Source organism: Leisingera sp. S132 (genome assembly GCF_025144465.1).
In the GTDB taxonomy this organism is placed as follows: domain Bacteria; phylum Pseudomonadota; class Alphaproteobacteria; order Rhodobacterales; family Rhodobacteraceae; genus Leisingera.
This window is the reverse complement of the sequence record NZ_CP083553.1, coordinates 2,478,429-2,498,060: the sequence shown is the minus strand read 5'-3', so window position 1 is coordinate 2,498,060 and position 19,632 is coordinate 2,478,429. Positions and strand designations below refer to the sequence as shown.

The window sequence follows — 19,632 nt, the reverse complement described above, 5'->3', positions numbered from 1 at the left end:
TTTTGTGCCTTGGAGGTCCCGGGCGGTGCAGGCTGCCCGCCCGGCTGGAAACCTCTGCACTGCGCGCATGGCTGCCCTGCGGGCCCGTGGATGGAAACAGGTCGCTTTCCGTCCGCGGGGTCGAAAACTGCGCAGCAGTTTGCGGGCCCCGCGGTACATGCTGCCTCAGCTTCATCAGAGGGATCACAGCATGGTGTCTGTCTTTACGGTGCCGGGGGCGTTCAGCACGCAGGAATGCGCGGAGATCATCCGCAAATCAGAGGAGGCGCCGGACAGCGAGGCGCTGCTGGTGGGTCAGACCCGCGATCACAACCTGCGCCGGGGCAGTGTGGTGTGGCTGGATGATGTGCCGGGGACCAGCTGGGTGATGGACCGGCTGATCTCTGTGGTGCGGCGCGCCAACAAGGAGCGGTTCGGCTTTGACCTGCGCGAGTTTGCTGAAAGCCCGCAGGCGGCCAGCTACAAGGCCAGGGACGGCGGCCATTTCGCCTGGCACTCCGACATTGGCGACGGTCCGGTGGCAGGCAAGCGCAAGCTGAGCCTGGTGGTGCAGCTGAGCAAGCCCGGATCCTATGACGGCGGTGATCTGGAGATCATGCCCGGCGCCCATGTGGTGGCCGCCAGCCGGGTGCAGGGCAGCGCTACGGTGTTCCCCAGCTTCCTGCTGCATCAGGTGACGCCGGTCACCCGCGGCGAGCGCAAGTCGCTGACCGTCTGGGCGCACGGTCCGGCCTTCCGCTGAAGGCACTGCCCGCCTGCTGCGGCGGCAAGCGGGCAGATCCGGACGCCGGACATGGCACAGAAGCCCGGGACGGCTGCGGGGAAGCCGGGGCTGCGCCCGGCCTGCGGTCAAACGGCGAAGATCCAGACGCCGGTCAGGCTGAGGATCAGGTAGACCAGGGTATTGACCATCCAGCGGATCAGCCCGGCCTCGCCCTCCGGGTCGACCCCCAGGCGTTCACAGACTTTGGTTCCGGGCCAGAGGAAGGCTTCGGAGAGGGTCATGGGCGTGCTCCTTTGCGGGTTTAATAGGTATTCGCAGTGCTTGTTCAGAATCTTTAGGTGAAATAATAGGCATTGTAAATGCATATTAATACTGCCCTCCTTGACCTGCGGTCTTTGGCGGACGGGGCGGCCACCCATGCGCCATGTCCGATATGTTCTGCTATACTGGTCCCGGGCTGCTTTGGCGGCGCCCGGGTGTGTTAGGCGGGGGACAGAGACGATGGCGGCACAAAACGGCTATATGCTGATTGCGGATATTTCCGGGTACACCCAGTTTCTGACCTCTTCGGAGCTGGACCATGCCAATCCCATCCTGCAGTCGCTGCTGCAGGCGGTGGCAGAGCAGGTTGGCGAACCGCTGCACTTCTGGAAGCTGGAAGGCGACGCGGTGCTGGCCTATTCATCCCGGGCTGAGCTGGTCTCCGGCGATCTGCTGCTGACGTTTTGCGAGAACCTGTACAATGCCTTTGCCGGACGGCGGCAGGATATCGTGGCCAATACCACATGCCCCTGCCGCGCCTGCGCCAATGCGGGCGGGCTGGACCTGAAGGTAATCGTCCACTACGGCGCCTTTGAGGAGATGCAGGTGGGGCCGGTCAAGGATCTGTCCGGGGCTGACGTGATCCTGGTGCACCGGATGACCAAGACAGAGGCCGCGGCGGAAACCGGCGTGCGCAGCTATGCGCTGTTCAGCGATGCGGCGGTAGAGGAGATGCAGCTGCAGGCGGCGATGCAGCCCTATGCGCAGGCCATCGAGCATTTCGGCGATGTCTCCATGCAGGTCTATGACCTGGCCCGCGCCTGGGAGCACTTCCGTGCCGGGCAGGAGCGGGATTTCCTGGAGGAGGCCGATGGGGTCTGGACCTACCGGCGCCGGTTCGACGCAGCGCCGCAGCTGATCTGGGAAGCGCTGACCGCGCCGGAGTTCAAGCTGCGGTGGATGGACAGCGTCAGCGCCATTGACATGGATAACCCGCAGGGCCGCCTGGGGCCGGGATCGGTCTATCACTGTGCCCATTCGCTGGCGGAGTTTGTCTACAGGATCACGGACTGGCAGCCGTTTGACTATTTCTCGACCCGGATCAAGGACCCCGCACGGGAGGGCGTTGAGCTGCCTGAGACTTACCACCTGACGCCGGACGGTGACGGGACCGCGCTGCGCTATACTATGGGCCGGGCCTATGACCGCGCGGGCAACCGCTCTGAGGCTTCCGAGCAGGAGGGGGCCGGATTCCTGTCGGAATTCTGGCCGGTGTCCTTTGACGCGATGGATCTGCAGGTGTCGCGGCTGTCCTGAGCGCAGGCCTTCACAGCATACAAATGACCGGGTTCACGCGGCTGTCCGGGGTTTACCTCAGCGGCTGGTGGCGTCATAGTCGCGCAGCCGGCATTTAGGGGGCTGTGGATTGTTCATCCACAAGTTATTGCAGTTATCCCCTAAATAAAGGGTTGCCAGATCACCTTTTCAGCTCCACCATATCTAGTATGGGAGCGGGGATGCCTCCCCGGCCCGTAGCACAAAAACCTAGCTATAGGGCGCCTATGGGCCCTGGTGTGCTAGGCAAAAGAGAGAGGTGGCATCATGGCACTATCCGAGCTTCACCTGGAAGAAGACGTCCATCCGATCGACATTGTCGAGACCTTGGCGTCGCACCACGACTGGGACTTCGACAGGGTCGGGGACGATCAGATCGCGATGTCGGTGGAAGGGCAGTGGCGCACCTATTCGCTGACCCTGGCCTGGTCGGGCTATGAGGAATGCCTGCGGCTGGTCTGCAGCTTTGAGATGGAGCCGCCGGAGGCGGAGCTGCCGCGGCTGTATGAGCTGATCAACAGCATGAACGATCAGTGCTGGGAGGGCTCCTTCACCTATTGGGCTGACCACAAGCTGATGCTGTTCCGGTACGGGCTGATGCTGTCCGGCGGCCAGATGGCAAGCCCGCAGCAGATCGACGCGATGCTGAATGCAGCCGTCGCCAATGCGGAACGCTACTATCCGGCGATCCAGCTGGCGGTTTGGGGACAGCGCAGCCCGCAGGAGGCGATGCAGGTCGCCATTGCAGAGGCCTACGGCCGGGCGTAAACCTTGCCCTGAACCTGAATTCGAGGGGAGGGGCTAAAGATGGATATGCAGGATATTGCTGCACGCGGCCTGGTGCTGCTGGGCTGCGGCAAGATGGGATCGGCGATGCTGGCCGGATGGCTGGAGGGCGGATTGCCCGCATCCTCGGTCTGGGTGATCGATCCGAACCCGTCGGACTGGCTGAAGGGCACCGGCGTCCGTATCAACGCAGAACTGCCCGCAGCGCCGGGAATCGTCCTGATTGCCGTGAAGCCGCAGATGATGGGCGAGGCGCTGCCAACGCTCCAAAGCTACGGCAATGGCTCCACCCTGTTCATCTCGGTGGCGGCAGGCACCTCGATCGCAACCTTTGAGGATGTTCTGGGCGCGCAGTCGCCCATTGTCCGCGCGATGCCGAACACGCCGGCCGCCGTGGGCCGGGGCATTACCGCGATCATCGGCAATACCCATGCAGGCGATGCGGATCTGGACCGCGCCGAGGGGCTGCTCAAGGCCGTGGGGCAGGTGGTGCGGCTGGAAAACGAGGGCCAGATGGATGCGGTCACCGGCGTCAGCGGCTCCGGTCCCGCCTACGTCTTTCACCTGATCGAGACGCTGGCCGTTGCGGGCGAGGCGCAGGGGCTGCCAGCAGAGCTGGCGATGCAGCTGGCCAAGGCAACCGTCGCTGGCGCCGGCGCGCTGGCAGAGGCGGCAGAGGAAAGCCCCAGCCAGCTGCGCGTCAATGTGACCAGCCCCAATGGCACCACCCAGGCCGCTTTGGAGGTGCTGATGGATGATGACGACGGCTTCCCGGCACTGCTGAACCGCGCGGTGGCAGCGGCCACCAACCGCTCCAAGGAGCTGTCGCGTGGCTGAGATCAATTTCGACGACTTCATGAAGGTCGACATCCGCGTCGGCGAAGTGGTCCGTGCGGAGCCGTTTCCCGAGGCGCGCAAGCCGGCAATCAAGCTCTGGGTCGATTTCGGGCCGGATCTTGGCGTAAAAAAGAGCTCAGCGCAGATTACGGCGCATTACATGCCGGAAACGCTGGTGGGCAAGCAGGTTCTGGCCGTCGTAAACTTCCCGCCGCGGCAGATCGGCAAGTTCCTGTCAGAGATCCTGGTGCTGGGCCTGCCGGATGAAAACGGAGAGATATTCCTGGCGGGTCCCGATGGACAGGTCCCGCTGGGCGGGAGGATGCACTGAAATGAAAATCTGGATTGCGCGGCCGATGACGGCAGCGGTCACGGCACGGGCGCGGGAGGCCTTTGCTGATCTGGAAATCCGCGAGACCAACGCGGTGATGAGCGAGGCGGAGATGCTGCGTGCACTGCGCGACTTCGACATCGTGGTGCCGACGCTGGGCGACAGGTTCACGGCGGAGATCTTTGCCAAGGCGGGCACACCGCGCTGCAAGCTGCTGGCCAACTTCGGCGTTGGCTACAACCATATCGACGTCGAGGCTGCGCGGGCGGCGGGTGTCGAGGTGACCAATACGCCGGGCGCGGTGACCGATGCCACCGCCGATATCGCGATGACGCTGATCCTGATGTCGGCGCGCCGCGCCTCTGAGGGCGAGCGGATGCTGCGCAAGGGCGATTGGGAGGGCTGGCACCCGACCCAGATGCTGGGCCTGCACGCCACCGGCAAGCGCGTCGGCATCGCCGGCATGGGCCGCATCGGCCAGGCGATTGCGCGGCGCTGCCATTTCGGGTTCGGCATGGACGTGTCCTATGTGGCGCGCTCCCCCAAGGATCTGGACTTCCCCGCGGACCGCGCCGAAAGCCTGATTGCCATGGCGGGCGAGGTGGATTTCCTGGTGGTGGCGGTGCCGGGCGGGCCTGAGACCACGCATATGATCAACGCCGGTGTGCTGAACGCCATGCAGTCCCATGCGCATCTGATCAACATCGCCCGCGGCGAAGTGGTGGAGGAGGCGGCGCTGATCGAGGCGCTGCAAAACCGCCGTATCGGCGGCGCGGGTCTGGACGTCTATGAGTTCGAGCCCAAGGTGCCGCAGGCGCTGATTGATCTGGACAACGCTACCCTGCTGCCGCATCTGGGCACCGCGACCGAGGAGGTGCGCAGCAACATGGGCCATATGGCGCTGGACAATGTCGCCGCCTATCTGGCCGGCGCGGCGCTGCCGAACCGGGTCTGAGCCAAGCCGGACGGGCAGCCGGAATGATGCAGCCGCCCTACGGGGCGGCTGTTCTGTCTTTGGGGGTATCGCCCACCGCCTCGCGCCAGTGGCGGCGGCAGAGCGAGACATAGGTTTCATTGCCGCCGATCTGCACCTGGTCGCCCTCGGTCAGAACCTGGCCCTGATCGTCCTGGCGCACCACCATCGTGGCCTTCTTGCCGCAATGGCAGATGGTGCGCACCTCGCGCATCTCATCGGCCAGCGCCAGGAGGGTGGCAGAGCCGGGAAAGAGTTTGCCCTGAAAATCCACCCGCAGCCCGTAGGCCAGGACCGGCACCCGCAGGTCATCGACCACGCGGGCCAGCTGCCAGACCTGTTCCGGTTCCAGGAACTGCGCCTCATCGACAAAAATCGCGGCAACCGGGCCTTGGGCCAGGCGCGCCTCGATACGGGCATAGAGGTCGTCGCCGGCAGAGAACATGTCCGCCTCCTCGCCGATGCCGATGCGCGAGGCGATCCTGCCGGTGCCGGCCCGGTCGTCCAGACGGGCGGTCAGCAGGTAGGTCTCCATGTGGTTTTCACGGTAGTTGTGCGACGCCTGCAGCAGCACCGTCGACTTGCCCGCGTTCATGGTGGAATAGTTGAAATAGAGCTTGGCCATGGCGGCGGGTTTACCTGCAAGGGGGCGCCGGGGAAACCGGATTCTTGGAGGGCAGGGCGGCCCAGCCGGGGCGCCGGAAGGCCCCCCGGGGCAGGCGCGGCCAGGGTGGAACAAAACCCCTTTTGGCGGCCAACGCCATTTGCCCCGGAGAGCACAAGTTCCGGGCAGACCAATTACCCTGAAAGGCAGGACGTCACTCACCCATCCTGCTTTGCACTGGACAACAGATGCCAATTGCACCATGTCACTTGCTAAATCCCTGAAAACCTGAGGGATGGATAAGGTATCGCAATTCCTCTACAACTCGGATATGGGAAATTAACTGGTTCGTTCCCCATGGGGGCACGGCGGGTCAAGCCAGGCAGGAAATTTATGGCGGAAATCGGGACGTATCTGAAAAAGCACACCGAGGCGCTGGTCAAGGATGTGGGCATTGAAGCTGCCTGCCAGATCACCGGCAAATCCAAGGCCACATTGGGCCGGTATTATTCGGACAATGCCGAACATGCCGACCGGTTCATGCCGGTGGATGCTGTGGCCAAGCTGGAAAGCGCGGCCTCCTATCCGCATGTGACCTCGGCGCTGGCGGATCTGAAAAACATCACGCTGTCCTACAACGGCAACGGCAGTGCTGAGGAAACCGGCCGCAGCGGCGGCGTCAATTCCGATGTGATCGCCCTCAGCCAGCGGTTTGCCCAGCTGATGTGCGAATACCAGTCTGCGATGGAAGACGGCATCATCACCGTCAACGAGGCAAAACGCCTGTTGCGCGAAACCGTGCTGCTGCAGCAGGTGCTCTTGGACATGAAGCTGCACCTGGAAGAAGAAAGTGCCTGACAGCCCTGACCTGAGCGATCTGCCCGGAATAGCGGCGGATCAGCTGCATCCGGCTGACGTGGACTTGCTGGCCGCACCCGGTGATCCGCGCCACCCGCCGCGCATCCTGCTGCTGTACGGCAGCCTGCGTGCGGTGAGCTATTCCCGCAAGGCCGCGGAAGAGGCGGCGCGGGTGCTTCGCGCCCTGGGCTGCGAGACGCGGATATTCGACCCGTCCGGCCTGCCGCTGCCGGATGATGCGGGCGCGGCGGAGCATCCCAAGGTGGCGGAGCTGCGCGAGCTGGCGGTCTGGTCCGAGGGCATGGTCTGGTCCAGCCCGGAGCGCCACGGCGCGATGACCGGCATCATGAAGCTGCAGATCGACTGGCTGCCGCTGTCCCTGCAGGGCGGCATCCGCACCACCCAAGGCAAGACGCTGGCGGTGATGCAGGTGTCGGGCGGGTCGCAAAGCTTCAATGCCGTGAACCAGATGCGCATCCTGGGCCGCTGGATGCGGATGCTGACAATCCCGAACCAAAGCTCGATCCCCAAGGCCTGGCTGGAGTTCGAAGAGGGCGAGCGCCTGCCCGACGGCCCGTTCTACCGCCGCCTGGTGGATGTGATGGAAGAGCTGGTCAAATTCACCTGGCTGGTGCGCGGCCGCAAGGCGTATCTGGTGGACCGCTACTCTGAGCGGGTGGAGAGCGCGGAAGAGGTGCACAGGCGGGTCTCGCAGAAATAGGCGGGCGGGTTTGCCTGACATCAAGCTGACAGAGCCCCGGCGGTGCCGGGGCTTCTTTGTTTCCGGATCATGCCTGGAAAGACGGGAGAGCCGCTTGCCTCCATGCTCATCCCATAGGTGTGGCTGGCGGTTAAGCAATTGGGCAGGCACAGAGGCCGCGCATTAGCGGGTTGTTAAGGCTTGTTTGCGCCGCAATTGGGCTGCGGTGTTACCAGCGGTGGAGGAAAAGGCGTAAAAACAGCGAAAACCGCGGATTTTCCTCCTAACGAAACAGATCGGATTTTCGCGTCTTTTTCAGGGGTTTTTCCGAAATTTGATCACGCCCGTTAAGTAAATAAGGCGTTTACGCGCTGAGGCAGCGGCAAAATACCCGCCTATTAAGGCACTGTTAACCCTGTCTTATTCTGCACATCTTTCTGCCTGCGCGGCACCGCAGCAGGCCCCATTCCAGCCGCACAGCTCACCGACATTGGAGATGTGGGAACATGGAGTGAGTGACATGAAACGACTGCTTGGAATTGCCGCCGCCGTAGCCATCGCCACCGTCTGCAGCGCAGGCAGCGCCGCCGCAGATGGGCAGGGGGCCGCAGTGCAGACGGTTCCGGGCTGGCAGGCCGTGGGCCGGCTGAACATCGGCGGCAGGGCCATGTGCACCGCGACGCTGATTGCGCCGGATCTGGTGCTGACCGCCGCCCATTGCCTGTTTGACGTCCGCCATGGCCGCCGCGTGAACCCGCGCAGCATCAAGTTTGAGGCGGGACTCAACGGCCGCCAGTCCACGGCAGCGCGCAAGGTGGCCAAGGCAGTAATCCACCCCGGCTACCGCCATGGCCAGACCAGCCAGTTCCAGACCGGAACCGACATTGCCGTGCTGCGCCTGGACCGGGCCATCAGCGGCGATGTCATCCGCCCGCTGTCGCTGGCCGCAGCGCCGCAGAAGGGCGCGCAGGTGGATGTGATGTCCTATTCCCACAGCAACGCCACCTCGCCCCGGCTGCAAAGCGCCTGCCAGGTGATCGCGGCGCGCCAGACGTCGGTCATCACCACTTGCCGGGTCGATTTCGGCGCCTCCGGCTCGCCGGTACTGCAAACCCGCCCGGGGCGGCTGCCGCAGCTGGTATCGGTGATTTCCTCCAAGGCGCGGATGAGCGGCCGCGGCGTGTCGCTGGCTGCCCCGTTGGGACGTGAACTGCAGGTGCTGATGCGCGAGGCTGGGTGAGGCGGGCCCGCACACAGATACTGTTGCTGCCAGCGCGCGGCATCAGAATGCGAAACAGCCCCGCTTGGTTCCCCCGGGGCTGTTTCCATTCCCGGCGTCAGGGCTGCAGCGCAAAGCAAAAAGCCCCGGGATATCCCGGGGCTTTTTTCGTTCTGATCCGTGTCGCGCAGGGCATCGCTGCGGGGATTACCCCTGCAGAGATTTTACCTCGACATCCCCTTCGGCCTGGGCCTTGATCGCACGCGCGGCGGCGTTGGAGCCGGCCGCGGTGGTGAAGTAGGGGATCTTGTCATAAAGCGCGACGGAGCGCATTTCCTTGCTGTCCTCGACGGCCTGGGCGCCTTCGGTGGTGTTCATCAGCAGCTGGACGTCGCCGTCCTTCAGCATGTCCACCACATGCGGGCGGCCCTCATAGACCTTGTTCACCAGCTCGCAGGCCACGTTCTGGCCTTCCAGCCAGTTCTGGGTGCCGCGGGTGGCGACCAGGGTAAAGCCCTGCTCGATCAGGATCTGCGCGGCCTCCAGCATCAGCTGGCCCTTGTCGGCATCCTTGATCGAGATGAAGGCGCGGCCCTTGGACGGCAGCACCATGCCAGCGCCCATCTGCGCCTTGAGGAAGGCGCGGGCAAAGGAGCGGTCCCAGCCCATGACTTCGCCGGTGGAGCGCATTTCCGGACCAAGGATGGTGTCGACGCCCGGGAAACGGGCAAACGGCAGCACCGCTTCCTTGACCGAGAACCAGGGCATGTCCGGATCGGCCAGGGTCATCGGGTCGGCCATCGGGGTGTTGACGTCATAGCCTGCATCCGGCTCATAAGGCGGGCGCATCGGGAAGTTCGTCAGCGGCTCGCCGGCCATCACGCGGGCGGCGATAGAGGCGATGGCGCTGTCGGTGGCCTTGGCCACAAACGGCACGGTGCGCGAGGCGCGCGGGTTCACCTCGATCAGGTAGATCTCATCGTCCTTGATCGCAAACTGCACGTTCATCAGGCCGACCACGTTCAGAGCCAGCGCCAGGGCGTTGGTCTGGACCTTGATCTGCTCGATCATGTCCTTCTCAAGCGAGTAGGGCGGCAGCGAGCAGGCACTGTCGCCGGAGTGCACACCGGCTTCCTCGATGTGCTGCATGATGCCGGTGACGTGCACGTCCTTGCCGTCACACAGCGCATCCACGTCCAGTTCGACCGCGCCGGCCAGGTAGCTGTCCAGCAGCACCGGGCTGTCGCCGGAAACGACAACGGCCTCGGCGATGTAGCGCTTGAGCTGGTCCATGTCGCGGACGATTTCCATCGCCCGGCCGCCCAGAACATAGGACGGGCGGATCACCAGCGGGAAGCCGATTTCGCCTGCGATTTCCAGCGCTTGCTCGTCGGTGGAGGCGATGCCGTTCTTCGGCTGCTTCAGGCCCAGCTGGTTGACCAGTGCCTGGAAACGCTCGCGGTCCTCGGCCAGGTCGATGGCGTCGGGCGAGGTGCCCAGGATCGGGATGCCCTCAGCCTCCAGCGCGTTGGCCAGTTTCAGCGGGGTCTGGCCGCCGAACTGCACGATGACGCCGTGCAGGGTGCCGTTGTCCTGCTCGACCCGCAGGATTTCCATCACATGCTCGAACGTCAGGGGTTCGAAATACAGCCGGTCCGACGTGTCATAGTCGGTCGACACGGTTTCCGGGTTGCAGTTGATCATGATGGTTTCATAACCCGCGCCGGTCAGCGCAAAGCAGGCGTGGCAGCAGCAGTAGTCGAACTCGATGCCCTGGCCGATCCGGTTGGGGCCGCCGCCAAGGATGACGACTTTCTTCTGGTCCGATGGGCGCGCCTCGCATTCCACATCGCCAAAGGCCGGGGCCTCGTAGGTCGAGTACATATAGGGCGTCTGCGCCTCAAACTCGGCGGCGCAGGTGTCGATCCGCTTGAACACGGCGTTGACGCCAGCGGCGCGGCGGGCCTTGCGGACGTCGGCTTCTTTTTGGCCGGTCAGATTGGCCAGGCGCGCATCGGTGAAACCCAGCATCTTGAGCGCGCGCAGGCCCGCGGCGTCGGACGGCAGGCCGCCGGTGCGGATTTCCGCCTCGGCCTGGACGATCTCGCGGATGCGGGCCAGGAACCAGGGGTCGAATTTGGTGACGGCGTGGATCTCGTCGTCAGACAGTCCATGACGCATAGCCTGGGCAATGGTGCGCATCCGGTCGGGGGTCTGCTTGCCGATCGCCTTGATCACCGCGGCGGTGTCGCCTGCGGGCTCCCACGCACCGGCGCCAACGCCGTCGATCATCACTTCATCAAAGCCGGTGAGGCCCGATTCCATCGAGGCCAGCGCCTTTTGCAAGCTCTCATGGATGGTGCGGCCGATGGCCATCGCCTCACCCACAGACTTCATCGCGGTGGTCAGGTAGGGTTCGGAGCCGGGGAATTTCTCAAAGGCGAATTTCGGGATCTTGGTTACGACATAATCGATGGTCGGCTCAAACGACGCGGGCGTCACCTTGGTGATGTCGTTGTCCAGCTCGTCCAGGGTGTAGCCCACCGCCAGCTTGGCCGCGATCTTGGCAATCGGGAAGCCGGTCGCCTTGGAGGCCAGCGCCGAGGAGCGCGAAACCCGCGGGTTCATTTCGATCACCACCATGCGGCCGTCGGCGGGGTTCACGGCCCATTGCACGTTGGAGCCGCCGGTTTCCACGCCGATCTCACGCAGCACGTTGATCGAGTGGGTGCGCATGATCTGGTATTCTTTGTCGGTCAGCGTCAGCGCCGGCGCCACGGTGATCGAGTCGCCGGTGTGCACGCCCATCGGGTCGACGTTTTCGATGGAGCAGACGATGATCGCGTTGTCCGCCTTGTCGCGGACCACTTCCATCTCATACTCTTTCCAGCCCAGCAGGCTTTCATCGACCAGGATCTGGTTCACCGGCGAGGCATCCATGCCGGAGCGGCAGAAGTGGATGTAGTCATCGCGGTTATAGGCGACGCCGCCGCCGGTGCCGCCGAGTGTAAAGGCCGGGCGGATGATCGCGGGCAGGCCGATCTCGTCCAGCGCGTCCAGCGCGATGCGGACACCTTCGTCCAGGTCGGCGGTGCCGTTTTCGCGCTTGGGCGCGGTGACGATGGTGGCCTTGGGGTTTTCGATGCCCAGGCGGTCCATCGCTTCGCGGAACAGCTTGCGGTCTTCGGCCATTTCGATGGCGTCGCGCTTGGCGCCAATCATCTCAACGCCGAATTTCTCCAGCACGCCCATTTCTTCCAGCGCCAGCGAGGTGTTGAGGCCGGTCTGGCCGCCCATGGTGGGCAGCAGCGCGTCGGGGCGCTCTTTCTCGATGATCTTGGCGACAACCTCGGGCGTGATCGGCTCGATATAGGTGGCATCCGCCAGGCCCGGGTCGGTCATGATGGTGGCGGGGTTGGAGTTTACCAGGATGACCCGGTAGCCCTCTTCGCGCAGCGCCTTGCAGGCCTGGGCGCCGGAGTAGTCAAACTCGCAGGCCTGCCCGATGACGATCGGACCGGCTCCGATGATCATGATCGACTGGATGTCGGTTCTTTTAGGCATGGCCATATTCCTTTGGTTGACGCGCGGGCAGCTTTGAATCACGGACGCTGGCGTGCGCCCAAATTGTCCTGCGTTATAGGGACCGCGCAGAAAGGTTCAAGGGGTATCGGAAACGGAATTGGAAATGCCGCATCCACCCCTTTTGTTCGCATAGCGAACAGATATATGTGGGGGCAAGAAACTCGCGGAGATTTTTTCAGTGCGGATTCGCTTTGACCGGGGCCCCAAGGGGGCTGGCACATGCTTTGACCAGCCGCTGCGCATGATCCGCGCGGACGGGCCGGAAGAGGTGCCTGCCGCACTGGCGGCGCTGGATGCGGCGCGGGGCGCCGGGCTTTGGCTGGCGGGTTATGCGTCTTACGAGCTGGGCTATGCGCTGGAGCCGAAACTGGCGGGGCTGATGCCTGAAGAACGTCGGCTGCCGCTGATCTGCTTCGGGGTTTATGGGGAGCCAAAGCAATCTGACACAGAGGGCTGTGCCCGTCCGCGGGCGGAAAGCGAAGCGCCCGCCCGGGGGGGGGGACGGGCGCTGCCCGGCGTGCCGCCGTGCGATGCAGGATTGGAGAATGTTACCCCGCGCTGGTCTTACGACCGTTACACCGAGGCCTTCACTGAGGTGAACCGCAATATCGGCAAGGGCGACATCTATCAGGCCAACCTGACCTTCCCGATTGATGCGGACGCCTATGGCACTGCCGAGGAACTCTATGCCGCCTTGCAGGCCAAGCAGGCTGTGGGCCATGGCGTTCTGGTCGAACAGGACGGTCTGCCGGACCTGCTGTCGCGCTCGCCGGAGCTGTTCTTCCGCACCGACGCGGAGGGCGTCATCGAGACCCGTCCGATGAAAGGCACCCAGCCGCGCAGCGACGATCCGGTCGAGGACGCCCGCCGCCGCGACTTCCTGCGCCAGGACGAGAAGAACCGCGCCGAAAACCTGATGATCGTCGACCTCCTGCGCAATGACATCAGCCGCGTGGCGCAAACAGGCTCGGTGCATGTGCCGGAGCTGTTTGCGGTCGAGAGCTACGCCACGGTGCATCAGATGGTGTCGCTGGTGCGGGCGAAACTGCGGTCTGATGCGGGTCTGGCAGAAATCTTTGCTGCACTTTTCCCCTGCGGGTCCATTACCGGCGCGCCTAAGATCCGGTCGATGGAGATCCTGGCGGAACTGGAACCCTGGGCGCGCGACATCTATTGCGGCACCATCGGCTGGGCAGCGCCGGATGGCGCGTCCGAGTTCAACGTGGCGATCCGCACCCTGATGCTGGAAGAGGGCCGCGCAACGCTCAACGTGGGCGGCGGCGTGGTCTGGGACAGCACCGCGGAATCGGAGTATGAGGAAGCGCTATGGAAAGCCCGGTTCGCCCGCGTGACGCCATCCAGAACGATCCCGCTTTCCGCCTGATCGAGACGCTGGGCTGGTATCCGGGGCAGGGGTTCCGGCACCTGCAGCCGCATCTGGCGCGGATGGGGCGCAGCGCGGCGGCCTTTGGCATTCCCTTTGATCCTGATGAAGTGCAGGCGGTTCTGGCTGAGGCCGCCGGCGAAGCGCCGCTGCGCTGCCGCCTGACGCTGGATGCGGCTGGCCAATTGGCGCTGACCACGGCTCCGCTGGGCGGCACGCCTTCTGAATGGCGGCTGGGGGTCGCGGAGACCCGGCTGGAAGCGGACGACATGTGGCTGCAGCACAAGACCACCCGCCGCGCGCTCTATGACACTGCGCGGGCCGCGCTGCCGGAAGGCGTGGATGAGCTGCTGTTCCTCAACCAGCGCGGCGAAGTCTGTGAGGGCACCATCACCACTCTCTTTGTGACCCGTGCGGATGGCCGGATGGTGACGCCGCCGCTCAGCTGTGGCCTGCTGCCGGGGATCTTGCGGCAGGTGGTGCTGGAGTGGGGGGGCTGCCAGGAGGCTGTGCTGCATATTGAGGACCTGAAAGGCGCAAGAGCCATCCATATGGGCAACTCCCTGCGCGGGCTGATCCCGGCACGGCTGGTGTAACGGGCGCGCTCCCGCGGACAAAAGGACCGCCGGCTGGCGCCAGCGGGCCGTTGCCCTTTGGGCCCGGCAGCGCACCCTGGGGTGCGCTGCGCGCCGCGCCGCAGGCGCGGCGCCTGGCCCAACGCCTGCTGGCCGTTCGCGCCAGCGATGGGCCGGGAAGGGGCGGGAGATCCCCGATAGCGTAGAGAACCGCCGATTTCAGGCGTTCGTCTGCGCCGAAATGGCCCTGTTTGCTTGACAAGCGCGCTGCAACCTTGTGTACCACCCCGGACGAATTCAAGCGCCCTTTTGCGCATTTCCCGAATGACGGTCCCCAAGGACCCGCGACCCGCATAACGAAAGGCCGAGCCATGCACGCCTACCGCAGCCACACCTGCGCCGAACTGAACAAATCCAACGTCGGTGAAACCGTCCGCCTGTCGGGCTGGGTCCACCGCGTCCGCGACCACGGCGGCCTGTTGTTCATCGACCTGCGCGACCACTACGGCGTGACCCAGGTGATGGCCGACCCGGACAGCCCGGTGTTTGCCGAGATCGAGAAGGTGCGCAGCGAATGGTGCATCCGCATCGACGGCAACGTGCTGGCCCGCGATGAGAGCCTGGTGAACCCCAAGATCCCGACCGGCGAGGTCGAGGTCTTCATCCGCGACATCGAGGTGCTGGGCAAATCCGAGGAACTGCCGCTGATGGTCTTTGGCGAGCAGGAATACCCCGAGGAAACCCGCCTGCGCTACCGCTACCTGGACCTGCGCCGCGAGAAGATGCAGAAGAACATGGTGCTGCGCGCCAATATGATCCAGTCGATCCGCAAGCGGATGTGGGACATCGGCTTCAACGAATACCAGACCCCGATCATCACCGCCTCCAGCCCCGAAGGCGCGCGCGACTTCCTGGTGCCGTCGCGCCTGCACCCGGGCAAGTTCTATGCGCTGCCGCAGGCGCCGCAGCAGTTCAAGCAGCTGATGATGGTCTCGGGCTTTGATAAGTATTTCCAGATCGCGCCCTGCTTCCGCGACGAGGACCCGCGCGCCGACCGGTCGCCTGCGGACTTCTATCAGCTGGACATGGAAATGTCCTTTGTCACCCAGCAGGATGTCTTTGACACCATCGCGCCGGTGATGGCGGGCGTGTTCGAGGAATTCGGCGGCGGCCGCAAGGTGGACGCAGCCGCCGACTGGCCGCAGATCTCCTACAAGGATGCCGCCAAATGGTACGGCACCGACAAGCCGGACCTCAGGAACCCGATCAAGATGCAGGACTGCTCGGAGCATTTCCGCGGATCGGGCTTTGCGATTTTCGCAAACCTGCTGGAAAACGAAGGCACCGAAATCCGCGCCATCCCGGCGCCGACCGGCGGCTCCCGCAAGTTCTGCGACCGGATGAACAAGTTTGCCCAGGGCGAAGGCCTGCCGGGCATGGGCTATATCTTCTGGCGCGAAGTGAAGCTGCCTGAGGAAGCACTAGGGAACCCGGAGCACGAACTGTTCCAACTGGCGGAACAACAAGCCATGGAAGGTGCAGGTAATGCTGAGTATCGTCGCAACGATCTGACGACTTATCGTGAAGCCGCAGGCCCGCTGGCCAAGAACATCGGCCCCGAGCGCACCGAGGCGATCCGCCAGCAGCTGGGCCTGGGCGTCGGCGATGCGGCCTTCTTCCTGGGCGGCAAGCCGAAGGCGTTTGAAGGCGTCGCAGGCAAGGCCCGCACCGTCATCGGCGAGGAACTGGGCCTCATCGATAAAGACCGCTTTGCCTTTGCCTGGATCGTCGACTTCCCGATCTACGAAAAGGATGAGGAAACCGGCAAGATCGATTTCGAGCACAACCCGTTCTCGATGCCGCAAGGCGGCATGGACGCGCTGTTGTCCGACCCGCTGGCGGTCAAGGGCTACCAGTACGATCTCGCCTGCAACGGCTATGAGCTGGTTTCGGGCGCGATCCGGAACCACAAGCCGGAGATTATGTTCAAGGCGTTTGAAATCGCGGGCTACGGCGAAGATGAAGTCAAGAAGCGCTTTGGCGGCATGGTCAACGCCTTCCAGTACGGCGCCCCGCCGCACGGCGGCTGCGCGGCCGGCATCGACCGCATGGTGATGCTCTTGGCCGATGAGGCCAACATCCGCGAAGTCATCATGTTCCCGATGAACCAGCGCGCCGAGGACCTGATGATGTCGGCGCCGTCGGAACCGATGGCCGAGCAGCTGATGGAGCTGGGGCTGCGGCTGATCCCGCAGGATCAATAAGCTCTGCAAGAGTTTTGGTGGAGGCCCGGGCAAACGTCCGGGCTTTTTCATGTGCGGCAGTGCGCAGCCGGAATTTTGCGAAAATTCCGGCCCGGAAAACATGCGTTTTCCGCGCCGTTTCCCGCGCCGTTTCCCGCGCCGGGAAACGGCTCCGGCGAATGAAAGCCGCAGGGCAGGCGACGGAGACCGCGGAAACTTGCGTATCACTTGAAATTGGCCTGTGGACCGGAGCGGCGATGCTCTAACCTGCGAGCAGTCAGGCGAACCAGGGAGAAAGCAGAGCGATGCGGTTTGACGGGGAACTGGCCGAGATCCGCTTTGGCGCCGGGCTGTCGCCACTGCTGCCGCCGCCGGTCTCGGCGGCGGACATGCTGGAGCGGCTTGAAGGGCCTGATGATGCCGCGCGGGCCTTTCCGGTGCCCGGATTCAATCAGGCAATGGCCGGGACCCGGACCTTCTGGCAGCTGCAGACAGAGCGCAGGCAGCAAGAGGGCAAGCCCGGGTACGAGGCTGCGGACAAGGCCTTCAAAGACTTCCGGAGGCAGCGCAATCACGCACGCATCGGATGGCACGGCCAAAACCTGCTGCGCCATGCCCATACCCGTGACGGCTTTCGCGAGCGGCTGGCGCTGTTCTGGGCCGACCATTTCACGGCGCAAGGCAAGAACGCCGCTTTGCGGGTCTTGGCGGCACCCTACGCGGAAACCGTGATCCGGCCGCATCTGGCAGGCCGGTTTGAGGATATGCTGACTGCGGCCGTCACCAGCCCGCTGATGCTGCATTATCTGGATCAGAGGAACTCTGCCGGTCCGGCCAGCCGCGCCGCAAAGCGGCACAAGCGGTTGTCAGGGCTGAACGAGAACCTGGCGCGCGAGGTGCTGGAATTGCATACGCTGGGGGTGGACGGTCCCTACAGCCAGTCGGATGTGCGCCAGCTGGCTGAATTGTTCACCGGGCTTTCCTTCAATGCCAAGGACGGGTTCGTTTTCCGGCCCGGGATGGCAGAGCCTGGCGCCGAGACAGTGCTGGAAAAGGCATACGGTGGCGGCAAGCCGGAGCTGGAGCAGGTGCTGGCCGCCCTGCGCGACCTAGCCCGCCATCCCGCCACCGCACGCCATACCGCCCGGAAACTGGCGGTGCATTTCACTGCCGATGTGCCGGACCCTGATTTGGTGGATCACATGGCAGCGCGGTATCAGTCCACCGGCGGTGATCTGATGCAGGTCTATGCGGCGCTGCTGGAGCATCCGGCGGCCTGGGCGCCGGAATTGCGCAACGTGAAGCCGCCGTTCGACTTTCTGGCCTCTGCCTGCCGGGCGCTGGCGGTGCCGGCGGCGCGGGTTGCACGCCTGAAACCGGGGCAGGTGAACCGTCTGCTGCTGGCGCCGCTGACGCCGATGGGGCAGGCTTGGGAGTTTTCCGGCGGACCGGATGGCTGGCCCGAAGCAGATACTGCCTGGATCACCCCGCAGGCCCTGGCCGCCCGGTTGCGCTGGACGATGACGGCGCCGCGGCGGCTGCTGCAAGACCTGCCGGACCCGCGGGACTTTGCTGGGGCAGCCTTGGGGTCCTATGCCAATGAGCGCGTGCGTTTTGCGGCCCGCGCTGCGGAAACCCGGACCGAAGGGATCGGCCTGATCCTTTCCTCCCCTGCGTTCCAGCGCCGCTGACAGGAGGCCGTTGTGATGAACCTGACCCGACGTTCACTGCTGACCCGCTCTGCCGCGCTGGGCTGCTCGCTGGCGGCCAGCCCGCTGCTGACCCCGGTCACTCTTGCCGCCGCCCCCTGGGAGACCAGGCTGGTGGTGATCATCCTGCGCGGCGGCATGGATGCGCTGGATGTGGTGCAGCCTTATGGCGATCCGGATTATGCCGGGCTCCGGCAGAGCCTGGCGGGCGGCCCGGATGCGGGGGCGGCGGACCTTGACGGATTCTATGCGCTGCACCCGGGGCTGGCGCCGCTGCTGCCGCTGTGGCGCGCGGGGCAGCTGGGATTTGTGCAGGCGGTCTCCACGCCCTACCGCGACCGGCGCAGCCATTTCGACGGCCAGGATTTGCTGGAAGCGGGCACTGCCGGGCTGGGGCAGGCGGAGGGCGGCTGGCTGAACCGGCTGCTGCAGCTGATTCCGGGGGCCGAGGCGCGCACCGCCTTTGCCATCGGCCAGGAGCGGATGCTGCTGATGGAGGGAGACGCGCCGGTGTCGCAATGGGCGCCGGGCGCCGGCCTGGTGATGAGCCCGCAGGCAGAGCGGCTGGCGGGGCTGCTGATGGAGGAGGATCCGCTGTTCCACGCCGCGCTGAACGAGGCGCTGGAGCTGACCCGGCAGGATCTCTCCCTGGGGGCCGGGGGCGGCGGCAGTGATGCCGAAGACATGATGATGTCCATGATGAAGGCGCCCAAGGGCAAGGCGCATGCGGAGGTTGCCGCCTATGCGGCGCAGCAGCTGCGCGGCGGCACACGGATTGCGGCCTTCTCCATCAATGGTTGGGATACGCATCAGCAGCAGGCCAATGGCCTGAAAAACGCGCTCGGCCGGCTGGCAGAGACCATCTTGACCTTGCAGAGCGGGCTAGGGCCGGAGGCCTGGGGCAAGACGGCGGTGGCGGCGGTGACGGAATTCGGCCGCACGGTGCGTGAGAACGGCACCGGCGGCACCGACCACGGCACTGGCGGCGCGCTGCTGCTGGCAGGCGGGGCCATCCGCGGCAGCCGGGTGCTGGGCCGCTGGCCGGGGCTGTCGGAGGCGGATCTCTATGACCGCCGCGACCTGATGCCCACCGAAGATGTGCGCAGCCCTCTTGCCTGGCTGCTGCATGGGCTGACCGGTGCCGGGCGGAGCAGGCTGGAGGCGGATGTGTTTCCCGGCTTGGACATGGGGAGCAACCCGGGGCTGCTGCTGTAGGGGCGTGCGATCCATGCCGCAACGCGGGCACAGCCAGGGGCGCGCCGGTCCAGCTTCGTTCTGGAAACGGTCCGTCCCGCTCCGCCCGGCCCATCCCGCCCGGCCCGGCACCGCCTGACAGGCGGTGCCGGGCCAAAGGCCGCCAAGCGGCACGGCGCAAGCCGTGCGGCTGCGGGCGCGGGAGCGCTGCGGGAAAGAAGGGGAGAGAAGGGGGCGCGGACGGATCCTGCCGGACCGGTGCGATGCGGGCAGACTGGCGCTGAGCGATCCTGCCGCCTGCGGATCTTCCTGCT

17 protein-coding genes are annotated in these 19,632 nt (G+C 64.9%); 14 read left to right on the top strand and 3 right to left on the bottom strand.

Annotation, left to right across the window (positions count from 1 at the left end; genetic code table 11):
• Positions 1 to 190 precede the first annotated feature (190 nt).
• A complete protein-coding gene (locus tag K3725_RS12395) occupies positions 191 to 742 on the top strand; it encodes a 2OG-Fe(II) oxygenase (protein ID WP_260015633.1) in 552 nt (183 codons plus the stop codon).
• A 107-nt stretch (positions 743 to 849) separates the two neighbouring features.
• Here K3725_RS12395 and K3725_RS12390 read toward each other — a convergent pair whose 3' ends face one another.
• Complete coding sequence (locus K3725_RS12390) at positions 850 to 1,005, bottom strand: hypothetical protein (protein WP_260015632.1); 156 nt, start codon at positions 1,003 to 1,005, stop codon at positions 850 to 852.
• A 220-nt stretch (positions 1,006 to 1,225) separates the two neighbouring features.
• Between K3725_RS12390 and K3725_RS12385 the strand changes: the two genes are divergently transcribed.
• The 5 genes from K3725_RS12385 (at position 1,226) to K3725_RS12365 (ending at position 5,229) form a co-directional block, all read left to right on the top strand.
• A complete protein-coding gene (locus K3725_RS12385) occupies positions 1,226 to 2,302 on the top strand; it encodes a DUF2652 domain-containing protein (protein ID WP_260015631.1) in 1,077 nt (358 codons plus the stop codon).
• A 285-nt stretch (positions 2,303 to 2,587) separates the two neighbouring features.
• A complete protein-coding gene (locus K3725_RS12380) occupies positions 2,588 to 3,088 on the top strand; it encodes a YbjN domain-containing protein (RefSeq protein WP_260015630.1) in 501 nt (166 codons plus the stop codon).
• Positions 3,089 to 3,127: 39 nt separating this feature from the next.
• Positions 3,128 to 3,943: a pyrroline-5-carboxylate reductase gene (gene proC / locus K3725_RS12375; RefSeq protein ID WP_260015629.1), complete on the top strand. Its 816-nt coding sequence runs from the start codon at positions 3,128 to 3,130 to the stop codon at positions 3,941 to 3,943.
• Positions 3,936 to 4,274: a tRNA-binding protein gene (locus K3725_RS12370; RefSeq protein ID WP_260015628.1), complete on the top strand. Its 339-nt coding sequence runs from the start codon at positions 3,936 to 3,938 to the stop codon at positions 4,272 to 4,274. The genes proC and K3725_RS12370 overlap by 8 nt, the downstream gene beginning before the upstream one ends.
• Before the next feature lies 1 nt (position 4,275).
• Positions 4,276 to 5,229: a D-glycerate dehydrogenase gene (locus K3725_RS12365; protein WP_260015627.1), complete on the top strand. Its 954-nt coding sequence runs from the start codon at positions 4,276 to 4,278 to the stop codon at positions 5,227 to 5,229.
• Between the two features lie 37 nt (positions 5,230 to 5,266).
• Here K3725_RS12365 and K3725_RS12360 read toward each other — a convergent pair whose 3' ends face one another.
• Positions 5,267 to 5,872: a thymidine kinase gene (locus K3725_RS12360; protein WP_260015626.1), complete on the bottom strand. Its 606-nt coding sequence runs from the start codon at positions 5,870 to 5,872 to the stop codon at positions 5,267 to 5,269.
• 372 nt (positions 5,873 to 6,244) lie between these two features.
• Here K3725_RS12360 and K3725_RS12355 point away from each other — a divergent pair, with 372 nt between their 5' ends.
• From K3725_RS12355 to K3725_RS12345, 3 genes are all read left to right on the top strand, one after another.
• Positions 6,245 to 6,709: a hypothetical protein gene (locus K3725_RS12355; protein WP_260015625.1), complete on the top strand. Its 465-nt coding sequence runs from the start codon at positions 6,245 to 6,247 to the stop codon at positions 6,707 to 6,709.
• On the top strand, positions 6,702 to 7,430 hold the full coding sequence (arsH, locus tag K3725_RS12350) for an arsenical resistance protein ArsH (protein WP_311202203.1): 729 nt from the start codon (positions 6,702 to 6,704) through the stop codon (positions 7,428 to 7,430). Before K3725_RS12355 ends, arsH begins: the two co-directional genes overlap by 8 nt.
• A gap of 499 nt (positions 7,431 to 7,929) precedes the next feature.
• Positions 7,930 to 8,649: a serine protease gene (locus K3725_RS12345; RefSeq protein ID WP_260015624.1), complete on the top strand. Its 720-nt coding sequence runs from the start codon at positions 7,930 to 7,932 to the stop codon at positions 8,647 to 8,649.
• 186 nt (positions 8,650 to 8,835) lie between these two features.
• On the opposite strand, the gene carB is transcribed toward K3725_RS12345, so the two are convergent.
• Positions 8,836 to 12,192, bottom strand: a complete 3,357-nt coding sequence (gene carB, locus K3725_RS12340; RefSeq protein WP_260015623.1) for a carbamoyl-phosphate synthase large subunit — start codon at positions 12,190 to 12,192, stop codon at positions 8,836 to 8,838.
• A gap of 199 nt (positions 12,193 to 12,391) precedes the next feature.
• On the opposite strand from carB, the gene K3725_RS12335 reads away from it, so the two are divergent.
• The 5 genes from K3725_RS12335 to K3725_RS12315 all read left to right on the top strand — a co-directional run bounded on the left by K3725_RS12335 (position 12,392) and on the right by K3725_RS12315 (position 19,339).
• Positions 12,392 to 13,597 carry an aminodeoxychorismate synthase component I gene (locus K3725_RS12335; protein ID WP_260015622.1) on the top strand — a complete coding sequence of 402 codons (1,206 nt, stop codon included), beginning with the start codon at positions 12,392 to 12,394 and terminating at the stop codon, positions 13,595 to 13,597.
• Entirely contained in the window at positions 13,540 to 14,193 is a 654-nt protein-coding gene (locus K3725_RS12330) for an aminotransferase class IV family protein (protein ID WP_260015621.1), read from the top strand. The genes K3725_RS12335 and K3725_RS12330 overlap by 58 nt, the downstream gene beginning before the upstream one ends.
• Positions 14,194 to 14,543: 350 nt before the next feature.
• Positions 14,544 to 16,436 (top strand): aspartate--tRNA ligase, encoded by a 1,893-nt coding sequence (gene aspS, locus K3725_RS12325; RefSeq protein ID WP_260015620.1) that lies wholly within the window; start codon positions 14,544 to 14,546, stop codon positions 16,434 to 16,436.
• 284 nt (positions 16,437 to 16,720) lie between these two features.
• Positions 16,721 to 18,106, top strand: a complete 1,386-nt coding sequence (locus tag K3725_RS12320) for a DUF1800 family protein (RefSeq protein WP_260015619.1) — start codon at positions 16,721 to 16,723, stop codon at positions 18,104 to 18,106.
• Positions 18,107 to 18,121: 15 nt separating this feature from the next.
• Complete coding sequence (locus K3725_RS12315; protein ID WP_260015618.1) at positions 18,122 to 19,339, top strand: DUF1501 domain-containing protein; 1,218 nt, start codon at positions 18,122 to 18,124, stop codon at positions 19,337 to 19,339.
• Positions 19,340 to 19,632 lie beyond the last annotated feature (293 nt).

Excerpts from the sequence above, each read along its gene's own strand:
- K3725_RS12385 (WP_260015631.1), top strand. The coding sequence starts at position 1,226 with ATGGCGGCACAAAACGGCTATATGCTGATTGCGGATATTTCCGGGTAC.
- carB (WP_260015623.1), bottom strand. The coding sequence starts at position 12,192 with ATGCCTAAAAGAACCGACATCCAGTCGATCATGATCATCGGAGCCGGT.
- K3725_RS12355 (WP_260015625.1), top strand. The coding sequence starts at position 6,245 with ATGGCGGAAATCGGGACGTATCTGAAAAAGCACACCGAGGCGCTGGTC.
- K3725_RS12320 (WP_260015619.1), top strand. The coding sequence starts at position 16,721 with ATGCGGTTTGACGGGGAACTGGCCGAGATCCGCTTTGGCGCCGGGCTG.
- K3725_RS12345 (WP_260015624.1), top strand. The coding sequence starts at position 7,930 with ATGAAACGACTGCTTGGAATTGCCGCCGCCGTAGCCATCGCCACCGTC.
- K3725_RS12315 (WP_260015618.1), top strand. The coding sequence starts at position 18,122 with ATGAACCTGACCCGACGTTCACTGCTGACCCGCTCTGCCGCGCTGGGC.
- K3725_RS12395 (WP_260015633.1), top strand. The coding sequence starts at position 191 with ATGGTGTCTGTCTTTACGGTGCCGGGGGCGTTCAGCACGCAGGAATGC.
- K3725_RS12330 (WP_260015621.1), top strand. The coding sequence starts at position 13,540 with ATGGAAAGCCCGGTTCGCCCGCGTGACGCCATCCAGAACGATCCCGCT.
- K3725_RS12380 (WP_260015630.1), top strand. The coding sequence starts at position 2,588 with ATGGCACTATCCGAGCTTCACCTGGAAGAAGACGTCCATCCGATCGAC.
- K3725_RS12390 (WP_260015632.1), bottom strand. The coding sequence starts at position 1,005 with ATGACCCTCTCCGAAGCCTTCCTCTGGCCCGGAACCAAAGTCTGTGAA.
- K3725_RS12360 (WP_260015626.1), bottom strand. The coding sequence starts at position 5,872 with ATGGCCAAGCTCTATTTCAACTATTCCACCATGAACGCGGGCAAGTCG.
- proC (WP_260015629.1), top strand. The coding sequence starts at position 3,128 with ATGGATATGCAGGATATTGCTGCACGCGGCCTGGTGCTGCTGGGCTGC.
- aspS (WP_260015620.1), top strand. The coding sequence starts at position 14,544 with ATGCACGCCTACCGCAGCCACACCTGCGCCGAACTGAACAAATCCAAC.
- K3725_RS12365 (WP_260015627.1), top strand. The coding sequence starts at position 4,276 with ATGAAAATCTGGATTGCGCGGCCGATGACGGCAGCGGTCACGGCACGG.